Here is a 17,098-nt window from a genome sequence, read left to right on the forward strand (position 1 = left end):
ATCTCGCTTTTTGTTATGATTAGTCACCAAGTCCGATACGTTCAAAGATATCCTCTACTCGTTTAGTGTAGTATGCAGGGTTGAAGATTTCGTCGATTTCTTCTTGAGTCAGACGTGAGGTTACTTCTGGATCGGCTTCCAAAAGTGGTTTAAAGTCTACTTGGTTGTCCCAAGAGTAAGCTGTTTTTGGTTGCACCAAGTCATAGGCTTGTTCACGCGTCATGCCTTTTTCAATCAAGGTCAACATCGCACGTTGGCTAAAGATAAGACCGAAAGTTGAGTTCATGTTGCGGATCATGTTTTCTGGGAAGACCGTCAAATTCTTGACGATATTTCCGAAACGGTTGAGCATGTAGTCGATCAAAATAGTCGTATCTGGTGTGATGATGCGCTCAGCTGATGAGTGAGAGATGTCACGTTCGTGCCAAAGGGCTACGTTTTCATAGGCCGTCACCATGTGACCACGGATAACACGCGCAAGACCTGTCATGTTTTCAGAACCGATAGGGTTGCGTTTGTGAGGCATGGCTGAAGACCCTTTTTGACCTTTGGCAAAGAACTCTTCTACTTCGCGTTGCTCAGATTTTTGAAGACCACGAATTTCAGTCGCCATACGCTCGATAGAAGTTGCGATGCTGGCAAGAACTGCGAAGTACTCAGCGTGAAGGTCACGAGGAAGCACCTGTGTAGAGATTTCTTGAGCACGGATACCGAGTTTGTCGCAGACGTATTTTTCAACGAATGGTGGGATGTTGGCAAAGTTACCAACCGCACCAGAAATCTTACCAGCTTCCACACCAGCAGCCGCATGTTCGAAACGCTCGATGTTGCGCTTCATTTCGCTGTACCATGTTGCCAATTTAAGACCAAAAGTCGTCGGTTCCGCATGCACACCGTGGGTACGCCCCATCATGATGGTGAACTTGTGCTCCTTGGCCTTGTCAGCGATGATGTTGGTGAAGTTTTCAAGGTCACGACGGATAATGTCGTTGGCCTGCTTGTAGAGGTAACCGTAGGCAGTATCCACCACGTCGGTAGAAGTCAAACCATAGTGAACCCACTTGCGCTCTTCACCAAGAGTCTCAGAAACCGCACGCGTGAAAGCCACCACATCGTGACGAGTCTCTTGCTCAATCTCCAAAATACGGTCGATGTCAAAGTCAGCCTTTTCACGAATCAAAGCCACATCTTCCTTAGGGATTTCTCCCAACTCAGCCCATGCCTCGTCAGCCAAGATTTCCACCTCAAGCCAAGCACGGTATTTATTTTCTTCACTCCAAATATTCGCCATCTCAGGGCGAGAGTAACGGTTGATCATGTTATTTCTCCTTTTGATATTTAAATATAGTGTTGTTTAAAACAAGTTCATTTTTACTTTCTTCGAAAGGTAGTGACCAATTTTCAAATCGTCCCATTATGTTAACTTCAATATTGTAACCATTAGGTGGGATAAAGTTATAGTTAGGACTGATATAATATCCATACTGTGCTATCTCACTAGCTTGAATAGAACGTATAGTTTCAATTCCAGATGTCCTATAAGATATATAATCAAATATCTTCTCTATTCCACTATGCCAGATTATCTTTTGGAAATCAAAATAATTTACAATCCATGTGTCAATCAAATCATTTCTATTCCTATCTTTAAAATAATCTATTGCCATTTCAGATAATTTATAGTAATCATCTAATGTTACGACTACCTTATATATTTTTTTAGATTTTATATTTTCAATTCTAAGTCGCTCAGTACTTCCCTTTTTATCAGTGAATATTGCAATTTCATTATTAAGGATATATTGTTTAGCTCTCTCAGCTTGTTCAGAAGCTGCCAATACCACTTTTTTAAACAGCTGCTGGCGACGCTCCTCTGACATTTTTTGATTAAACGGAATCTCTTTAAAATCCCTAGCCTTGCATTCTATTAATAGGATATTGTTACCTGAAATAACAATGAAATCTTGTTCTTCTTTTTTACTAGTTTTTAAATATAAAGATTGATAAACATTATCAACATCAAAATAATTTTCCAAAATAGTTTTTAATTCCTTCTCTAATATGTCTCCTTTATTGTTTGAAGAAGAAATTAGTTTTTGTTCAATACTAGATAGAATATGTTCTGATGCAGGTAAAAAATATGTCAAATTCCTTTGAATCCCAATAGAACCCCCTAATATTTGTATAGAAGAGGTCAAATATCTTACTTCCATATTTTTTGAAGCAGTCATAAATAATTTACTATAATCAATATCCCCAAAGATTTCATCCAACTCTCTATCTGAAAATTGGCTACAACTACACACTAATCCATCTAGGCGAGATTTAACATTACAGATTATATATAATAACTTGTCAAAATTTTCGTAAATTGAAAATCTATATTGTTTTCTTGCTTCATTATCAAACATCCTACATATTTCATAATACTCCCAAAGTTCTTTTCGAAAATCAAAATGGTAGCTTAAATAACTTTGTAAACTATCGCTCCTTCTATCTTGTATTGACTGTTCCACTTGGTTATTAGATATATTATTTTGAAGGGCATTTATGAATAAAAAGAAAATTTCAATTTCATCTGAAGTAACTACATCTTTCTTTGACTCGCCGTTATACTTCAATAATATATATACATATAACTGAACCATAAGTTTCAGTGAAAATTGTGAATTTGATTCTCGCTTTCTTTGAATAATAGCTAAATTCATCACAGTATTTAATTTATTTATTGAATAATAAATATTATAGTACTTTAAAATATAATTCAGAATATCATCAATATTACTAAGTTGGTATATCTCTTTCTCTATGTCCTCTAGACTTTTAGGATACATTTTTTAACTCCTAATCCTTCTTTTAAAGTTTTCAAATATCTTTACAATGCTTCTATAAAAAATTTTCACTAACTCATAACACTTACTGTATTTTACTTAAAACATCCACTTCTATAGCTAATAATAAATAATACAATATACTTTTGAAAACGATATTCAATAACAAGTGCAGATTCTCCTATAACAATACAAATACTGATCAATGAGCCTCTTATACTTAACTATAAAATTCTATTTCTCCAGTACTTACAACTCTCTTTTTGTGCAAGTTTATTGATATTTATTTGAATTGCAACCATACACTATTAATAAATACTTACTTCATTGTAGTAAGTTTGTTATTAAAAAGCTAAAGTCATAAAGCAGTCTTCCTCGTCTCTTCAAATCTATGATAATCAGCGTCAAGCAAAAACCGCCCCAACTCAAAAATAACCCCTGAATAGAAAATTACTTTTTTATTATAATCTAAGCTAATAATTAAATGACCTTCTTTATTTCTATAATCTTTTCCATCAAAGTAAACATGATCATATAGAACAGAATAATCCCTCACTTCTTTAATAACAGTATTTCCTTTATTAATCATTCTTGCCGCAAACTGCGAATGATTAGCTCCATTACAAATCGCAATATCCATTGGATATACATAGTGATTCTCTATATTGTAACTGTAGCGATCCCCATCAAAAGGATTTTGATTATTTATTGTATCGAGATTACTTATTATTCTGTTCGAATTCCATGGATTTAACAAAATAGGCAACTCCTTCACCATTATTTCAATCGGCCCTTGCTCTCGAATTGTTTTGTTTTTATAATACTTCGCATCATCCGGATGTATGCTTCGGCAGATAATTTCATTAATAGTTAAATCTATTTCGTATACAATTTTGTTATAAATTTCTTCAATCAAAGAATTATCTTGTGCTTCATGATTAGTTTCAACTGCTTGAATAGCCTCATCAAAATTTAGATACTCAACCACAACCATCAACAGATTTTGAGCTGTTCTCACTCTGTCTTCATTTTTACTACAGTCTTCAACCATATTCATATAGTTTGTAAATTTATTTTTATAACCTTTATAATCAATCACACTTTTTGATCCTTGTATACTGCTAAATAATTTTCTTAAGAAATTTAACATTATTTCCTCCTAGATACTATAAATCTCCGTTTACTTCTCATTATCTAGTTTGTAGTGCTTTTCCCAAATCAAGGAAATACTGTTTTTTTGTTTTTTAAATAGAACCAAGCAAATGATGTCAGTAGGATATTTTTAACAGTAATATCTTCTGTAAAATCCAGAACCGTTTGTCCATCCTTATAATCAAATCGTCCTAGCCAAGTTCCTTGGAGATTTTTATTTTCAAACTCAAGTTCCCAGCGCTTATGTAAGTCAACCTTTTTTACCTTAAAATTTGTCTGGATACTATTTTTAGTATATTCAATAAAGTGACTGTCATCTATTTTTTCAAACCGACCAAGATCACTTCTCCAAGTTTGATTTGATAAATCAGTCACACATTCCCAAACTTTATCAATAGACCAGGAAAAACTCGCTTTCCTATTAGATTTTACCACTATTCCTACTCTTAATTATCAACACTATTTTTTACGAATAGTTTGATACTAAATCAACATAGATGTGGTACATACGCCAGTTGCTACATGAATGGAATCCTAAGCTCTTTTTTCATTGATATATCCCACATTCCATAAGCAATTGCAAATATAAACACTATAACCATTATTGTGGAAGCAATATCTAGCACTTTAATAAATACGAGATCATCTACTAAAGCAAAGCACAGTGACTGGATGAGGTTAACCAAAGAAATTACCAGCTTTTATGGAATCAGTACCTCAAGCCCTAAAATTGTTATTTTCACCTAAAAATCAATCCCCTCACCAAACTCAACCACACTATCCGGCACATCACTAAACAAAGTCACGTGCCCCATTTTGCGGTTGTGTTTCGCTTCTATTTTACCATACATGTGGAGGTGGGTGCTTGGATTTTCTGCGACATGCTTTTCAGCAGCCTCAACGTGTTGGCCGAGGACATTGAGCATGACAGCAGGTGTATGTAGTTTGATGGCTGGCAATGGTGCTCCCAGAACGCCTAGAATATGGGTATCAAACTGAGAGAAGTCGCAGGCTTCGATTGAATAGTGACCAGAGTTATGTGGGCGTGGGGCAATCTCATTGACAATGATGTTATCAGCGGTCGCAAACATTTCCACGCAAAGGGTTCCAGACAAGTTGAGTTGTTCAGCGATTCGTACTGCCATGGCTTTGGCCTTGGCTGCTAGACTTTCTGAAATGCGGGCTGGCACGATGGTCTTAGACAGGATATTATTGCGATGGATATTTTCCTGAACCGGAAAAACCGTCACGTCCTTACCATTTCCTGACACGATGACAGAAATCTCAAGGTCAAAGTTGACAAATTCTTCCAAAACGCAGTCTGCTGAGTCTGCTAGTGCACGGGCTTCCTCCAAGTCTGCTTCTGAGCGAATGACCTTTTGCCCATGCCCATCGTAGCCACCCGTCGCAGTCTTGAGGACATAGTTTTTCGACAGGTCAATATCTGTCAAATCTTGACTTGAAGTCACAACCTTGTAGGGCGCCACCGTGACTTGTGCCTTGTTGGAAAGGAAGTCCTTTTCAAAGATGCGATTTTGCGAAATGCGGAGCAGGTCTGTCCCTTGAGGGAGCTGTCCATCCTCGATAACCGCATCCAGACCGTCAGCATCGACATTTTCAAATTCATAGGTAAGAACATCACAGCGCTCAGCCAACTGACGCAGAGCATCCACATCGTTATAAGAAGCCACGATGATCTCCGCCACACGAGAGGCGGGACAATCAGCCGCAGGATCCAGTGCGATAACCTTGTGCCCCATGTAGATAGCAGAAATGGCCATCATCTGCCCCAGCTGACCGCCACCGATAATTCCGATTGTTTTAGATGAGCTCATTTGTTGACTCCTCTGCGATTTTTCCTTGCTCTTCTGCGAAATCTGCCAAAGCTGTCGCGATAGCCTGATCCTCTACTGAAAGAAGACGAAGGGCAAAGAGGGCCGCATTTGTCGCACCTGCTTCACCGATAGCCATAGTTGCGACTGGTACGCCACCCGGCATCTGAACGATAGAGTAGAGCGAATCCACGCCACTAAGAGCGCGCGATTTAACCGGTACACCGATGACAGGAAGAGTGGTTTTAGCTGCTACCATACCTGGCAAATGGGCTGCGCCACCTGCACCTGCGATAATGGCCTTGATACCACGGCTACGAGCTTCCTCCGCATGTTTGAACATGAGGTCTGGTGTACGGTGGGCAGATACAACTTTCTTTTCGTAGGCTACACCGAAGCGGTCAAGGACTTCTGCTGTTTTTTGCATGGTTGCCCAGTCGGATTTTGAGCCCATGATAATGGAAATTACTGGTTTCATTTCTTCTCCTTTTTTTGATAATCGTCTAATGTAGTGCGGACGTAAGCGACCGCCTAGGGCGTTCCATTACTAAAACTGGAGCCTGAGTCTCCAGTTTTCCGCTCCTAGTAGCTTTGCTACTAGGAGTTCCACTACTGTGACGATTATCCTATATTAGCTCGCTAACGCTCGCAAACCATACGACCATTAACGTATTTTGTGAATTTTTATTTTTCTTTTTGATAATGGTCTTAGGTGGTGGGGGCGGAAGCAAACCTTCGGTTTCATTCCTAAACTTTGAGCCTAAGGTCTCAAAGTTTCCCCCGACCAGAACAAGTTCTGTTCTGTTCTGGTCTTTTCACCAAGGCGACCATTATCGGGTTTAGCGACTTCGTCGCCTTTTCTTATATCTTTATCTAATTGCCTTGCTTCCGATATCGGTTCGGTAAAAGAGGCCTTCTGTGTTTTGTTTGTCAAGTTCCTTGTAGATGGTGTCTTGGGCTTCTTTGACGGTATCAGCAGTGGTGACGAGCATATAGACACGGCCTCCGTTTGAAAGAAGGTCTTCCCCATTTTCAGCAAATTTAGCTCCGGCATAGTAGGTGATGATATTGCCTTCTGTCTTAGTTGGCAACTCGACACCCTTTGCATAATCTAGCGGATAGCCCTTGGATGCAACAACCACACCTAGAGTCACACCCTTGTTCGTCCACGTGATCTTCGGCTCCTTGCCATCGAGAATATCCGTGATATTTTGTGCAAAGTCAGATGTCAGACGAGGCAAGATAATTTGCGTTTCGGGATCTCCGAAGCGAGCGTTAAACTCTATAACCTTCGGACCGTCAGCAGTCAAAATAAGCCCTGCGTAAAGGACACCAAGGTAAGGACGCCCTTCTTGGATCATCCCCTCAAGGACTGGCTTGACAATAGTCTCCACTGCCGTGTCAACCACACTCTGTGGTAAGTGTGGAACTGGCGCATAAGCTCCCATCCCACCAGTGTTGGGGCCCTTGTCCCCGTCGTAGGCACGTTTGTGGTCCTGGGCTGTTGGCATGATGTAGAACTTGTCCCCATTGACAAAGGCAAAGAGAGAGAATTCTTCCCCGTCAAGGAATTCCTCGATGACCACACGCGCACCGGAGTCACCGAATTTATTGTCCAACAGCATCTCGTGAGCGGCTTCTACTGCTTGCTCGACTGTCTCCGCAACGACGACACCTTTCCCAAGAGCCAAACCGTCTGCCTTGACTACGATTGGAGCGCCTTTTTCTTCGATATAGGCCTTAGCTGCCTCAAAGTCTGAAAATGTCCCATAGGCTGCTGTCGGAACGTCATATTTGACCATGATTTCCTTAGCAAAATCCTTGGACCACTCCAACTCCGCTGCCAATCTTGTCGGACCAAAGGCTTTGAGACCAGCTGCATTGAAATCATCCACGATACCAGCAGCAAGAGCATCATCTGGACCAATGAAGGACCAAGCAATATCGTTGGTTTTTGCAAACTCAATCAATTTAGAATGTTCGGAAATAGAGATATTTACCAATTCCAGACCATCCAGAGTCATCCCGTCATTCCCAGGAGCTACAAAGACTTTTTCAACGTCTTTTGACTCAAGCAATTTCTTAGCAATGGCATGTTCACGACCACCCGAGCCGACAACTAACAGCTTCATCTCTCAACCTCTTTTGCGAATTATTTACTAACATTATATCATAAACGTTCGTTTTAATCTTGTTTCACTTAGCATTTTAAGCCAAAAAAGGAAAGAAATTGTTTTCTTCCCTTTTATTTTATTAATGTCTAAAATGTCTCACGCCTGTGAAGACCATAGTTAAGCCGTATTTATCAGCAGCTTCGATAGACTCTTGGTCACGGACGGATCCACCAGGCTGGATGATGGTTATTTTCAGAAATAAGATATTTCTTACCTATATAGATTGGTAACCTTTTTTCTGTATATTATTGGCTAAGCTATTTTTTATCGATTGCAATAAATCACTATTTACTGAAAAAAGCATTTCTTTATCTTCAAAATAATCCCTGGTTTCTTCTTGAATTGGAATTGTCTTAAATTGTGACAAATCCAAAATCATAAACACATCAAAGCGCTTTTGATCAACTTTAAATTCAAATTTCGGTGTCACAAAAATTGACTCAGGATACTTATTAAAACATAGTTGACCATCTCTTTTAACAAAATAAATTAAAGCATTATTTTTTTGTTCTCTATTTAATCTATCCGTTTTGGTAAATGTTTCAAATAAAGTTTTCATTAAAGATTCCGAAATAACCATTCCTGGAATTATTCTATAAAATTCTCTCTTATTTTGAGCAACATCACATTCTGGGCTGATCTCAAGACCTACTATTTTAAAATAATCGTTATCCTCATTTGCTTTCTTTGTTGCAACTTTTATAAAACAGTCTCTCATTCTTTCTCTATTAACGATATTGTAATCAAGGAATGATTTATCATTGACACAAAACACTTGTCCTATACGACTAGGGTTTTCTATCGTATTAATATTAAACCAACTATTTACTCGCGAAGAATTAAATTCATATCTGTCTACTTCAGAGATTTTACTAAAATTCTCACTGCTTAGCTTGATATCTTCTATTTTATGATTTAAATACGATGAAAAAACAGTATTTAAACTTTGGTATGCAGCAACTATTAGCTGTTCATCTTCCACATTTTTTGAAAACTGCTCCAAATTAATATTAGATAATAAGTGTACTAACTGTTTTGCATCCATCCCTCGACTAACATCAGAAGTTTTCTTTATTAATTTCTGACTTGTTAACAATATTTTATTTTCCCAGCTTGAATAGAATTCTAGTAGCTCTATGCTACTTACCATTCTTTCTAATTCTTCTTGAAACTCTGCCACTTTATCACCGTTGAATTCATAGATAGAACCATTTTTTTTAAAGTAGTCCGCCTTATTTAGACATTTAATTTCTAGAGGCTGTAAATGGGGGTATCTGTTATATATTTGTTCCATATCATCATTGAACTCTTGAGCATCATCCTTATCCTTACTCCACAGCAAAATAAAATACGGACCGTTCTCTTCAGATATAATTCTATTTAAATTTGCAGTTATTGTGGAAGCTTGACTGGCGCTACCTGTCGTCCCCTCAGTTAAATTATAATCTAAAAAAACTAGTCTTGTCGCTTCTTTTTCAATGGTATCAGACGGTAAATTTTCAGGTTTACCATCATAATAGCGAAAAGACTTATTATTTTTTGATAAAAGTTTAATTAATGGTTCTGCTTCCGTATATTGATCATCTAAAATTACAATAGATCCATTATTAGGTAAATTAATCATATCCTATCTTATCCCTCCGACAGTGGTAAACTTAGTATAATAGTTGCACCTGATTGATATTCTTTCGGTAAATCCAAATCTTTATTTTCTGGAAAAAGTAATTGTCCTTTTTGTGAATTCATAATTTCGTTAACAATATTTAATCCTAGACCCAGTCCACCTTGTTTTTCTCCGACAAAAGGACGGATCATATCCTCTGGATTTCCTTGAAATCCTACCCCGTTATCTGCTATTATTAGCTCAACACGATCCTTCTCAGTTAGTACCGTATCAATTAAGATTTTTTTTTGTTTTTTTCCTGATTTATGTGTCCAGTATATTGAATTATCAATGATATTCATGATAGCAGACACAATTAAACCTTTGTCACACAATACCTTGTAATTCTTATCTTTATAAAGTTCGTCAAGAGAAATTTCATGTGCTTCTAGCCTAAACTCAACATTAAATAAAGCATTATTAATAATCTCTATAACAGAGTAGTTAGATTTTCTTCTGTTTCGTAATATTGAAGTATAGCCTTCAATTACATCCCGTAATCTATGCGTTAACTGATCAATTCTTTGAATCTCTTCAGAATTCCATGAAATAACAGAAAGTTCCTTTACAATTTTCTCCATCTCATGGATAACAATTGCATAGCTGCTTGTAGCTGATGAAGTTTTTACGTAAGTTTCTTTAATAAATTTATACTCTGACTTCACTCGATTTAGTTTATTGGAAATTTGTTTTTTTAGTTTTGTTTCAACATTTAAAGATTTAATCTCCTTATCCACATCATCAATAATATCAACTAAATCTTTGTTATCTTCTTTTAAGGATTGGCGTAGTCTATCCTTATCGATATTTCTTTCTCTAGTAAATTCAAATAAATATTTCTCGATTATATTTACAAACACTTCATAGCTCTGGTTGTCAATGAAACCTTCTCGATTTGCTTTTTCGACCAATCCCCTACTCTCATTACGTTTTAGAGATATAGCTCCTAAAATTATATTGTTACTCAATGAACTAGCCGGATTATTTACACGTTTTGAATCAAGATTGAGCCAATCATTTCCCTTTTCACCATAATCTAAAACACGCATATTATCACGGAAAATTCGTATCCCCCCATTTTCAGTCAGGTAGTCTTTAAAAGATTTCTTGTCTTCCATAAGAAAGCGAGTAACATCGGATGATTTATCAAAAACATATAATTCTATAGAAAAATCATTTATCCCATACTGTTCCATATAATTTTTAGATTTATCTTGAAAAAATTTAGCTGGGTCTTTACGTTTGCTATCACTGAAAAAATTAAGTGGAATTATATCTTTTTCTATCCTACGAGATTTAACTGACATATTGTCATAGGGTAAAAATTCATACTTAAAATCTTCAATATTGCCATCTTTAAACTTCGCTGTCGAACGGTATAAAGCAAATTGTTTAATCTGACCGAAATTTAACATCCCTTCTAGCCAATCATCATGTGTACTTTTTATATTAACTTTAAACGATTCTTGGGACTCAAACGGAGAATTCAATGAAACGATTTGTCTATATGTTTCACGAAATTTACGTTTATTCCACTGCTCTATATTTCTAATCTGAATCCTTGTTCCAGTGCTATTTATAAACTTCTTAGGTTCACGTTCCTCAATAGTAATTGGTATTTCATCTAAAAACTGATTTGAATCAAACTTACTCCAATCAATTTTAAAATATACTTCAAGATTTCCCTTCGATCTAGTAATAATTTCAATTTCTTTACCTAGTTTATGAATTCCGAATCGGCCAATTCCTTTTTCTCCAATCGGTAAACGCCCTAACTTAGTCTTCTTTTCTTCATCAACTTGTTTCTTTTTATGAGTATTTCCTGGTTGCATCCAGACATCTCTAATCGTTTCAAAAGACATTCCTGCTCCGTTATCTTCGACAACGATTTCCCCAAGCATTTCTGAGTCTAAATAAGATAAATTTACCTCACATTCTGTAGCATCAGCATCGTATGAATTTTTTATTAACTCTAATAATGCGATACCCTCATTTTTTATTAATTGATCCCCCAATTGAATTAAAATTTGAGCTTTCGGTCTAAATTTAATTTCTGCCATCTCTTATTCCTCATCAATAAAATATTCCTCTAATTTTTTTGCAATGTAATAAGCCATTAAAGGAGGTACTGCATTGCCAATTTGAGTAAATGCTGCTGTTCTAGGTCCTTCAAAAAAGTAATCATCAGGGAAAGATTGGATTCTAGCAGCTTCTCTGACACTTATGGAGCGGCATTGCTTAATATCAGGATGTATAAAATAGTGCCCATCCTTAGCAATATGTGCAATCATAGTGTGAGAGGATGGTAAATTTGAAGCTAACACTTTAAACCTATCTAAAAATGATTTCTGATTTTTATGGGTAATCAAGTCCTCAGGTAATAAATCATATCGCAATCTTACTCTACTTTTATCCCACAAATCAATAGCTCTAGCATAAATTTCTCTATCTCTGTTATTCGTATATCTTGAAACATGCCATGTCAATGGAGCATCACTATCTCTTATAAAACTCTTAACTAAATAATCATTCGTTCTAGACACATACGTATTATCTTCAGTATCAATATCTAATTTAGCTAAATCATTCAAAATACATTTTACACTTGCATTCGGAAAATTTATTTTTTTAAAAACAGGGTAAGAAAAATTAAACTCTTCTTTCCATCCGATTAAAATTACTCTTTTACGTTTCTGTAAAACACCAAAATCTTCCGCATTTAAAACCTGGTATTCTACTTTATATCCTGATTTCGAAAAAGATTCTATAATATCATCTAAAATTTTACCACTTTCAGCAGTTAAAATTCCTGGAACGTTTTCAAAAATAAACATTTTGGGAGAGTAATGGGTAATAAATTTTACATACAGTTTATATAAGTAGTTCCTAGGATCATCTTTCATACCTGTAACACTTACAGATCGTCCCATTACAGAGTATGCTTGACATGGCGGTCCTCCAATTACTAAATCTACTTTTTTGGTTTCTGTATATCTAACATATTTATCTACCTGCTTAAAAACTTCATATATACTATTATCATTAAGTTCTGTATTGATAACACTTTCTAAAATTTCCTTAGGGACCTTTCCCCATAACTCTTCCCTAGATATTTCTCTGCGAAGGTATTGATAATAGAAATCAATCTTCCTATTTTCTTTTAAATAGTAATATGACAACCTTGTTTTTAATGTGTTACAAGCATGTAAATTCATTTCCACGTGAGCTAATGGTTTATAATTCCCTGTTCGTTTGAATCCTTCCGACAATCCCCCTGCTCCGGCAAATAAATCTATATATTGTATTTTAGCTTTCATTTAAATTCGTACTCTTTTTATCTTTTTACTTTTTATTATACCATTTTTATGAAAACGTTTATTCATTTATAGTCAAAACTTAATAAAATAATGATTTTTTAATTATTTTAAAAAACACTTCTACCATGTATGTCTTTAATATTAAAAGTACTCAGCTAATACGCTAAGTACTTTCATCTTCTTAATGTCTAAAATGTCTCACGCCTGTAAAGACCATGGTCAAGCCATATTTATCCGCAGCTTCGATGGATTCTTGGTCACGGACGGACCCACCCGGTTGGATGATGGCCTTGATACCTGCTTTAGCGATTTCTTCCACGTTATCCGCAAATGGGAAGAAGGCATCTGAAGCAAGAACAGCGCCGTCAAGACGCTCTTTGGCTTGGTCAATCGCAATACGGACGGAAGCTACACGGTTAGTTTGACCTGGACCAACACCCAGTGTCATGTGGTCGTTGGTTACGATGATACCGTTTGATTTGACGTACTTGATAGCCTTCCAAGCAAACTCAAGAGCAGTCGCCTCTATCTCAGTTGGCTGGCGTTTGGTCACCACTTGCCAGTCAGCTGGGCTTTCTTTGACCACGTCTTGGTTTTGCACCAGAAGTCCACCTACTACACCTGTGTATTCTGCTTCCACTTCGCTAGCGTCTTGGGCATCAAATGGCAAAGCAAGGATGCGCAAGTTTTTCTTTTTATTGGTTAAAATAGCTAGCGCTTCGTCTGTGTAGCTTGGTGCGATGATAATTTCAAGGAAAACGCCGTGCATCTTCTCAGCTGTCGCAGCATCCACCTCACGGTTGAGAACGACAATTCCACCAAAGATAGACACTGGGTCAGACTCATATGCATAGTCCCAAGCAGTTTCGATGTCATCAGCCTGACCAATACCGCACGGGTTCATGTGTTTGAGAGCCACAACGGTTGGACGGTCTTTGAAGTCACGGATGATACGAATCGCCGCATCAGCATCACGGATATTATTAAAGGACAATTCCTTACCGTTTAGCTGTTTGGCTGAAGCAATCGAGTAGTCTGTCGGCAAAGCTTTTTGGTAGAAGTCTGCATCCTGCTGAGGATTTTCCCCATAACGCATTGCTTGTTTGAGGTCATAGGTCAAAGTGAGTTTTTCAGGTTTGCTTTCACCCACTTGAGCTGTGAAATACTCTGCAATCAAGGCGTCATAAGCCGCTGTGTGACGGAAAACCTTGGCTGCCAACCGTTGGCGAGTTTCGTAAGTCGTTTCGCCATTAGCTGACAATTCGTCAAGAACCACCGCATAATCCACTGGGTCTACCACAACTGTTACGCTGGCGTGGTTCTTCGCTGCTGAACGAAGCATTGATGGCCCACCGATATCGATATTTTCAACGGCATCCGCATAAGTCACATCTGGTTTAAGAATGGTTTCCTTGAATGGGTAAAGGTTGACCACAACAAGGTCAATGAGCTCGATTTGATTGTCTTCGGCCGCTTCCAGGTGACTATCCAAGTCACGACGAGCGAGGAGTCCACCGTGTATATTTGGGTGAAGGGTCTTGACACGGCCATCCATCATTTCTGGGAAGCCCGTCACATCATCGATGGCAATGGTTTCCACCCCAGCATTATCAAGGGTAACCTTTGTCCCACCTGTCGAGATAATCTCCCAACCAAGTTTTTTGAGTTCTTGGGCAAATTCAACAATACCCGCTTTGTCTGAGACGCTGATTAAGGCGCGTTTAGTCATGTTTGTTCCTTTCTTTGTATCAAGAGGTGCTTTCACATCATTTACACTAAAGACTGGCGTTCATAGTCTGTAAGCTGATTTCCAAGTTCTTTTAACAGTTTTATGACCTCAAGCTTACTAGTTTCACTTTCGTACACATTTCGCAGTTCTGCATCTGTCGCACCAATCAGGGTTACAAATTCCACTTTTCCATGCGGAATATCAAGAGGCTTAGCTAAATCATCAGCAGCAGTCAAAAATCCTGTCAGACTAGATTTCTGCTGAGCATCAATTCCTACCGTTTGCTTGGTATAAATGTATTCCTCTGGCAAAACCACTTTACCTGTTTGAAAAATATATCTTGCCACATACTGTAGTAAACCACAGCCATTTTTGATTTCTTCTTCGTCATTATTTGATTTCTTTAACTTAAAAGTTAATTCAATCCCATAGCCACTGTATTCAGGGTCGTCGCTTTCTTTTGTATATAACTCTGACAAACCATAGCTGACAAAATGCCAAAAATCTCCCGCATCATAAACACTGATGCCATCAAGCGGATCTGGACCGCCCAACATATACTTGATAACTGTCCCATAATGAAGTGGATTGGGTTGATCCGGATATAAACGATTAAACTCTGCATCGATCGCATGCCATCCTGGAGTGCTATCATCTGTATTTTCAGTTTCAACAACAATTTTGCCTTCATCTTCAATTGGTGCCTCTTCATCTGAAGATTTCTTCTTAAAAAAATCAAATAAACCCATAATATCCTCCTTATCTGCTGTTAGACCGTCATAAAATCAGCTCTGATTTCGTTTTTATCTTCTCTCCACTCCCAAGCTATCCAGCACCTCTGGATACAACTTGTACTCAACCTCATGAATCCGAGCTTCAAAACTGTCAATGGTATCATCAGCTAGCCGTGGTACACGGACTTGTTTGATGACCTTGCCTGTATCCACACCTGAGTCCACCCAGTGAATGGTCACGCCGCTCTCAGCGACACCAGCATCCCAAGCATCCTCAATCCCATGAGCTCCTGGAAATTCTGGCAGGTAGGCTGGATGAATGTTGATAATTCGGCCCTCATAGGCTGCCAATAAGGTTGGTCCAACGATTTTCATGTAGCCTGCTAGACAAACCAAGTCAATCTGGTGTTCTTCCAAGAGTTCGACAAGTGCTGCTTCGTAGTCTTCCTTGTTGTCAAACTCCTTGAGTTCAAAAGCATAGGACAGGACGCCGAGCTTGTCTGCACGTTCCAGCACATAGGCATCACGATGGTCTGAAAAAACAAACTCCACTGGAAATTCTTCGGCAATCACCTGAAAATTTGAGCCGTTACCAGAGGCAAAAACCGCTATTTTTTTCATTTGATGATGACACTTTCGTTTTCTTTCTTAACGATGCGACCAATTTCATAGACTGGTTCATCCAGTAATTCCTTGACTCGACCTACATTTTCAGGGCTAACTGCCAACATGAGGCCAACACCCATATTGAAGATTTCAAACATTTCCTCATGCTTGATTTCACCGTATTTTTCAAGGGCTTTGAAAATCGGAAGCACTGGAACTTTGCTTTCCTCAATCTCTGCAGCTAGATTATCTGCAAACATGCGAGGGACATTTTCGATAAATCCACCACCTGTGATGTGGGCAATACCGTTGACCAACTCTTCCTTGATAAGTGGCAAGACATCCTTGACATAGATACGAGTCGGCTCAAGAAGAACTTCCTTGAGTTTCTTGCCTTCCAATTCTGGCAAGACTTCCTCACCTGTGTAGTTCGCAAAGACACGACGGACAAGTGAGTAACCATTTGAGTGAATCCCACTCGAAGCAAGTCCGAGAAGAATATCTCCCTCTGCTACCTTTGAACCATCAATGATTTGAGATTTTTCAGCCACGCCGACCGCAAATCCAGCCAAGTCGTAGTCATCTTCGCCATACATACCAGGCATTTCAGCTGTTTCCCCACCGATGAGGGCAGCACCAGCCTGCACACAGCCTTCTGCCACACCAGCGACGACTTGTTCTAGTTTAGCTGGTTCATTCTTCCCTGTCGCGACGTAGTCGAGGAAATAGAGGGGCTCCGCACCTGCAGCGATGATATCGTTGACACACATGGCCACACAGTCCTGCCCAATCGTGTCATGCTTATCATACTTGATAGCCAGCATGAGCTTGGTTCCGACACCGTCAGTCCCTGAGATCAAGACCGGTTCTTTGACTCCTGTTTTTGAGAGGTCAAACATGCCACCAAAGCCACCAAGAGCTCCCATGACACCCGCACGCTCCGTACGAGCCACATGCTTTTTGATCCGCTCAACAACTTCATAACCCGCTTCAACATCCACACCCGACTGGGCGTACGCATTTTTATTTGTCATCTTCTCTTCCTTTCCTTTCATGGAGA

At 38.4% G+C, this 17,098-nt stretch carries 13 protein-coding genes and 3 pseudogenes; all 16 read right to left on the minus strand.

Features of this window, described 5'->3' with window-relative positions:
• Window positions 1-19: 19 nt before the first annotated feature.
• The gene (gene purB, locus ACORHV_RS09425) at window positions 20-1,318 is read right to left on the minus strand and encodes an adenylosuccinate lyase (RefSeq protein WP_000610724.1); all 1,299 of its coding nucleotides are present in this window, start codon (window positions 1,316-1,318) and stop codon (window positions 20-22) included.
• 1 nt (window position 1,319) lies between these two features.
• A complete protein-coding gene (locus tag ACORHV_RS09430) occupies window positions 1,320-2,834 on the minus strand; it encodes a nuclease-related domain-containing protein (RefSeq protein WP_434398232.1) in 1,515 nt (504 codons plus the stop codon).
• Window positions 2,835-3,189: 355 nt separating this feature from the next.
• On the minus strand, window positions 3,190-3,981 hold the full coding sequence (locus ACORHV_RS09435) for a DUF6710 family protein (RefSeq protein WP_434398234.1): 792 nt from the start codon (window positions 3,979-3,981) through the stop codon (window positions 3,190-3,192).
• Window positions 3,982-4,021: 40 nt separating this feature from the next.
• Window positions 4,022-4,418 (minus strand): annotated as a pseudogene (locus tag ACORHV_RS09440) (SRPBCC family protein).
• Between the two features lie 105 nt (window positions 4,419-4,523).
• Window positions 4,524-4,669 (minus strand): annotated as a pseudogene (locus ACORHV_RS09445) (CPBP family intramembrane glutamic endopeptidase); the annotation flags it as partial.
• A gap of 57 nt (window positions 4,670-4,726) precedes the next feature.
• Window positions 4,727-5,818 (minus strand): 5-(carboxyamino)imidazole ribonucleotide synthase, encoded by a 1,092-nt coding sequence (gene purK / locus ACORHV_RS09450; protein WP_434398236.1) that lies wholly within the window; start codon window positions 5,816-5,818, stop codon window positions 4,727-4,729.
• A complete protein-coding gene (purE, locus tag ACORHV_RS09455) occupies window positions 5,805-6,293 on the minus strand; it encodes a 5-(carboxyamino)imidazole ribonucleotide mutase (protein WP_125852180.1) in 489 nt (162 codons plus the stop codon). The genes purK and purE overlap by 14 nt, the downstream gene beginning before the upstream one ends.
• A 391-nt stretch (window positions 6,294-6,684) precedes the next feature.
• A complete protein-coding gene (gene purD / locus ACORHV_RS09460; protein WP_434398239.1) occupies window positions 6,685-7,947 on the minus strand; it encodes a phosphoribosylamine--glycine ligase in 1,263 nt (420 codons plus the stop codon).
• Between the two features lie 121 nt (window positions 7,948-8,068).
• Window positions 8,069-8,173, minus strand: a pseudogene (locus tag ACORHV_RS09465) (IMP cyclohydrolase); the annotation flags it as partial.
• Window positions 8,174-8,203: 30 nt separating this feature from the next.
• Window positions 8,204-9,613, minus strand: coding sequence for a hypothetical protein (locus ACORHV_RS09470; protein WP_434398241.1), 1,410 nt, complete (start codon window positions 9,611-9,613; stop codon window positions 8,204-8,206).
• A gap of 8 nt (window positions 9,614-9,621) precedes the next feature.
• Complete coding sequence (locus ACORHV_RS09475) at window positions 9,622-11,712, minus strand: ATP-binding protein (RefSeq protein ID WP_434398243.1); 2,091 nt, start codon at window positions 11,710-11,712, stop codon at window positions 9,622-9,624.
• A gap of 3 nt (window positions 11,713-11,715) precedes the next feature.
• On the minus strand, window positions 11,716-12,969 hold the full coding sequence (locus tag ACORHV_RS09480; protein ID WP_434398245.1) for a DNA cytosine methyltransferase: 1,254 nt from the start codon (window positions 12,967-12,969) through the stop codon (window positions 11,716-11,718).
• A gap of 181 nt (window positions 12,970-13,150) precedes the next feature.
• Window positions 13,151-14,698, minus strand: coding sequence for a bifunctional phosphoribosylaminoimidazolecarboxamide formyltransferase/IMP cyclohydrolase (gene purH / locus ACORHV_RS09485; protein WP_434398247.1), 1,548 nt, complete (start codon window positions 14,696-14,698; stop codon window positions 13,151-13,153).
• A 41-nt stretch (window positions 14,699-14,739) separates the two neighbouring features.
• Window positions 14,740-15,447, minus strand: coding sequence for a suppressor of fused domain protein (locus ACORHV_RS09490; protein WP_434398249.1), 708 nt, complete (start codon window positions 15,445-15,447; stop codon window positions 14,740-14,742).
• Window positions 15,448-15,501: 54 nt separating this feature from the next.
• Window positions 15,502-16,053: a phosphoribosylglycinamide formyltransferase gene (purN, locus tag ACORHV_RS09495; protein WP_434398251.1), complete on the minus strand. Its 552-nt coding sequence runs from the start codon at window positions 16,051-16,053 to the stop codon at window positions 15,502-15,504.
• Complete coding sequence (gene purM, locus ACORHV_RS09500) at window positions 16,050-17,072, minus strand: phosphoribosylformylglycinamidine cyclo-ligase (protein ID WP_434398253.1); 1,023 nt, start codon at window positions 17,070-17,072, stop codon at window positions 16,050-16,052. The genes purN and purM overlap by 4 nt, the downstream gene beginning before the upstream one ends.
• Window positions 17,073-17,098: the final 26 nt, after the last annotated feature.

It is taken from the genome of Streptococcus sp. KHUD_016 (genome assembly GCF_051106465.1).
Classification (GTDB): domain Bacteria; phylum Bacillota; class Bacilli; order Lactobacillales; family Streptococcaceae; genus Streptococcus.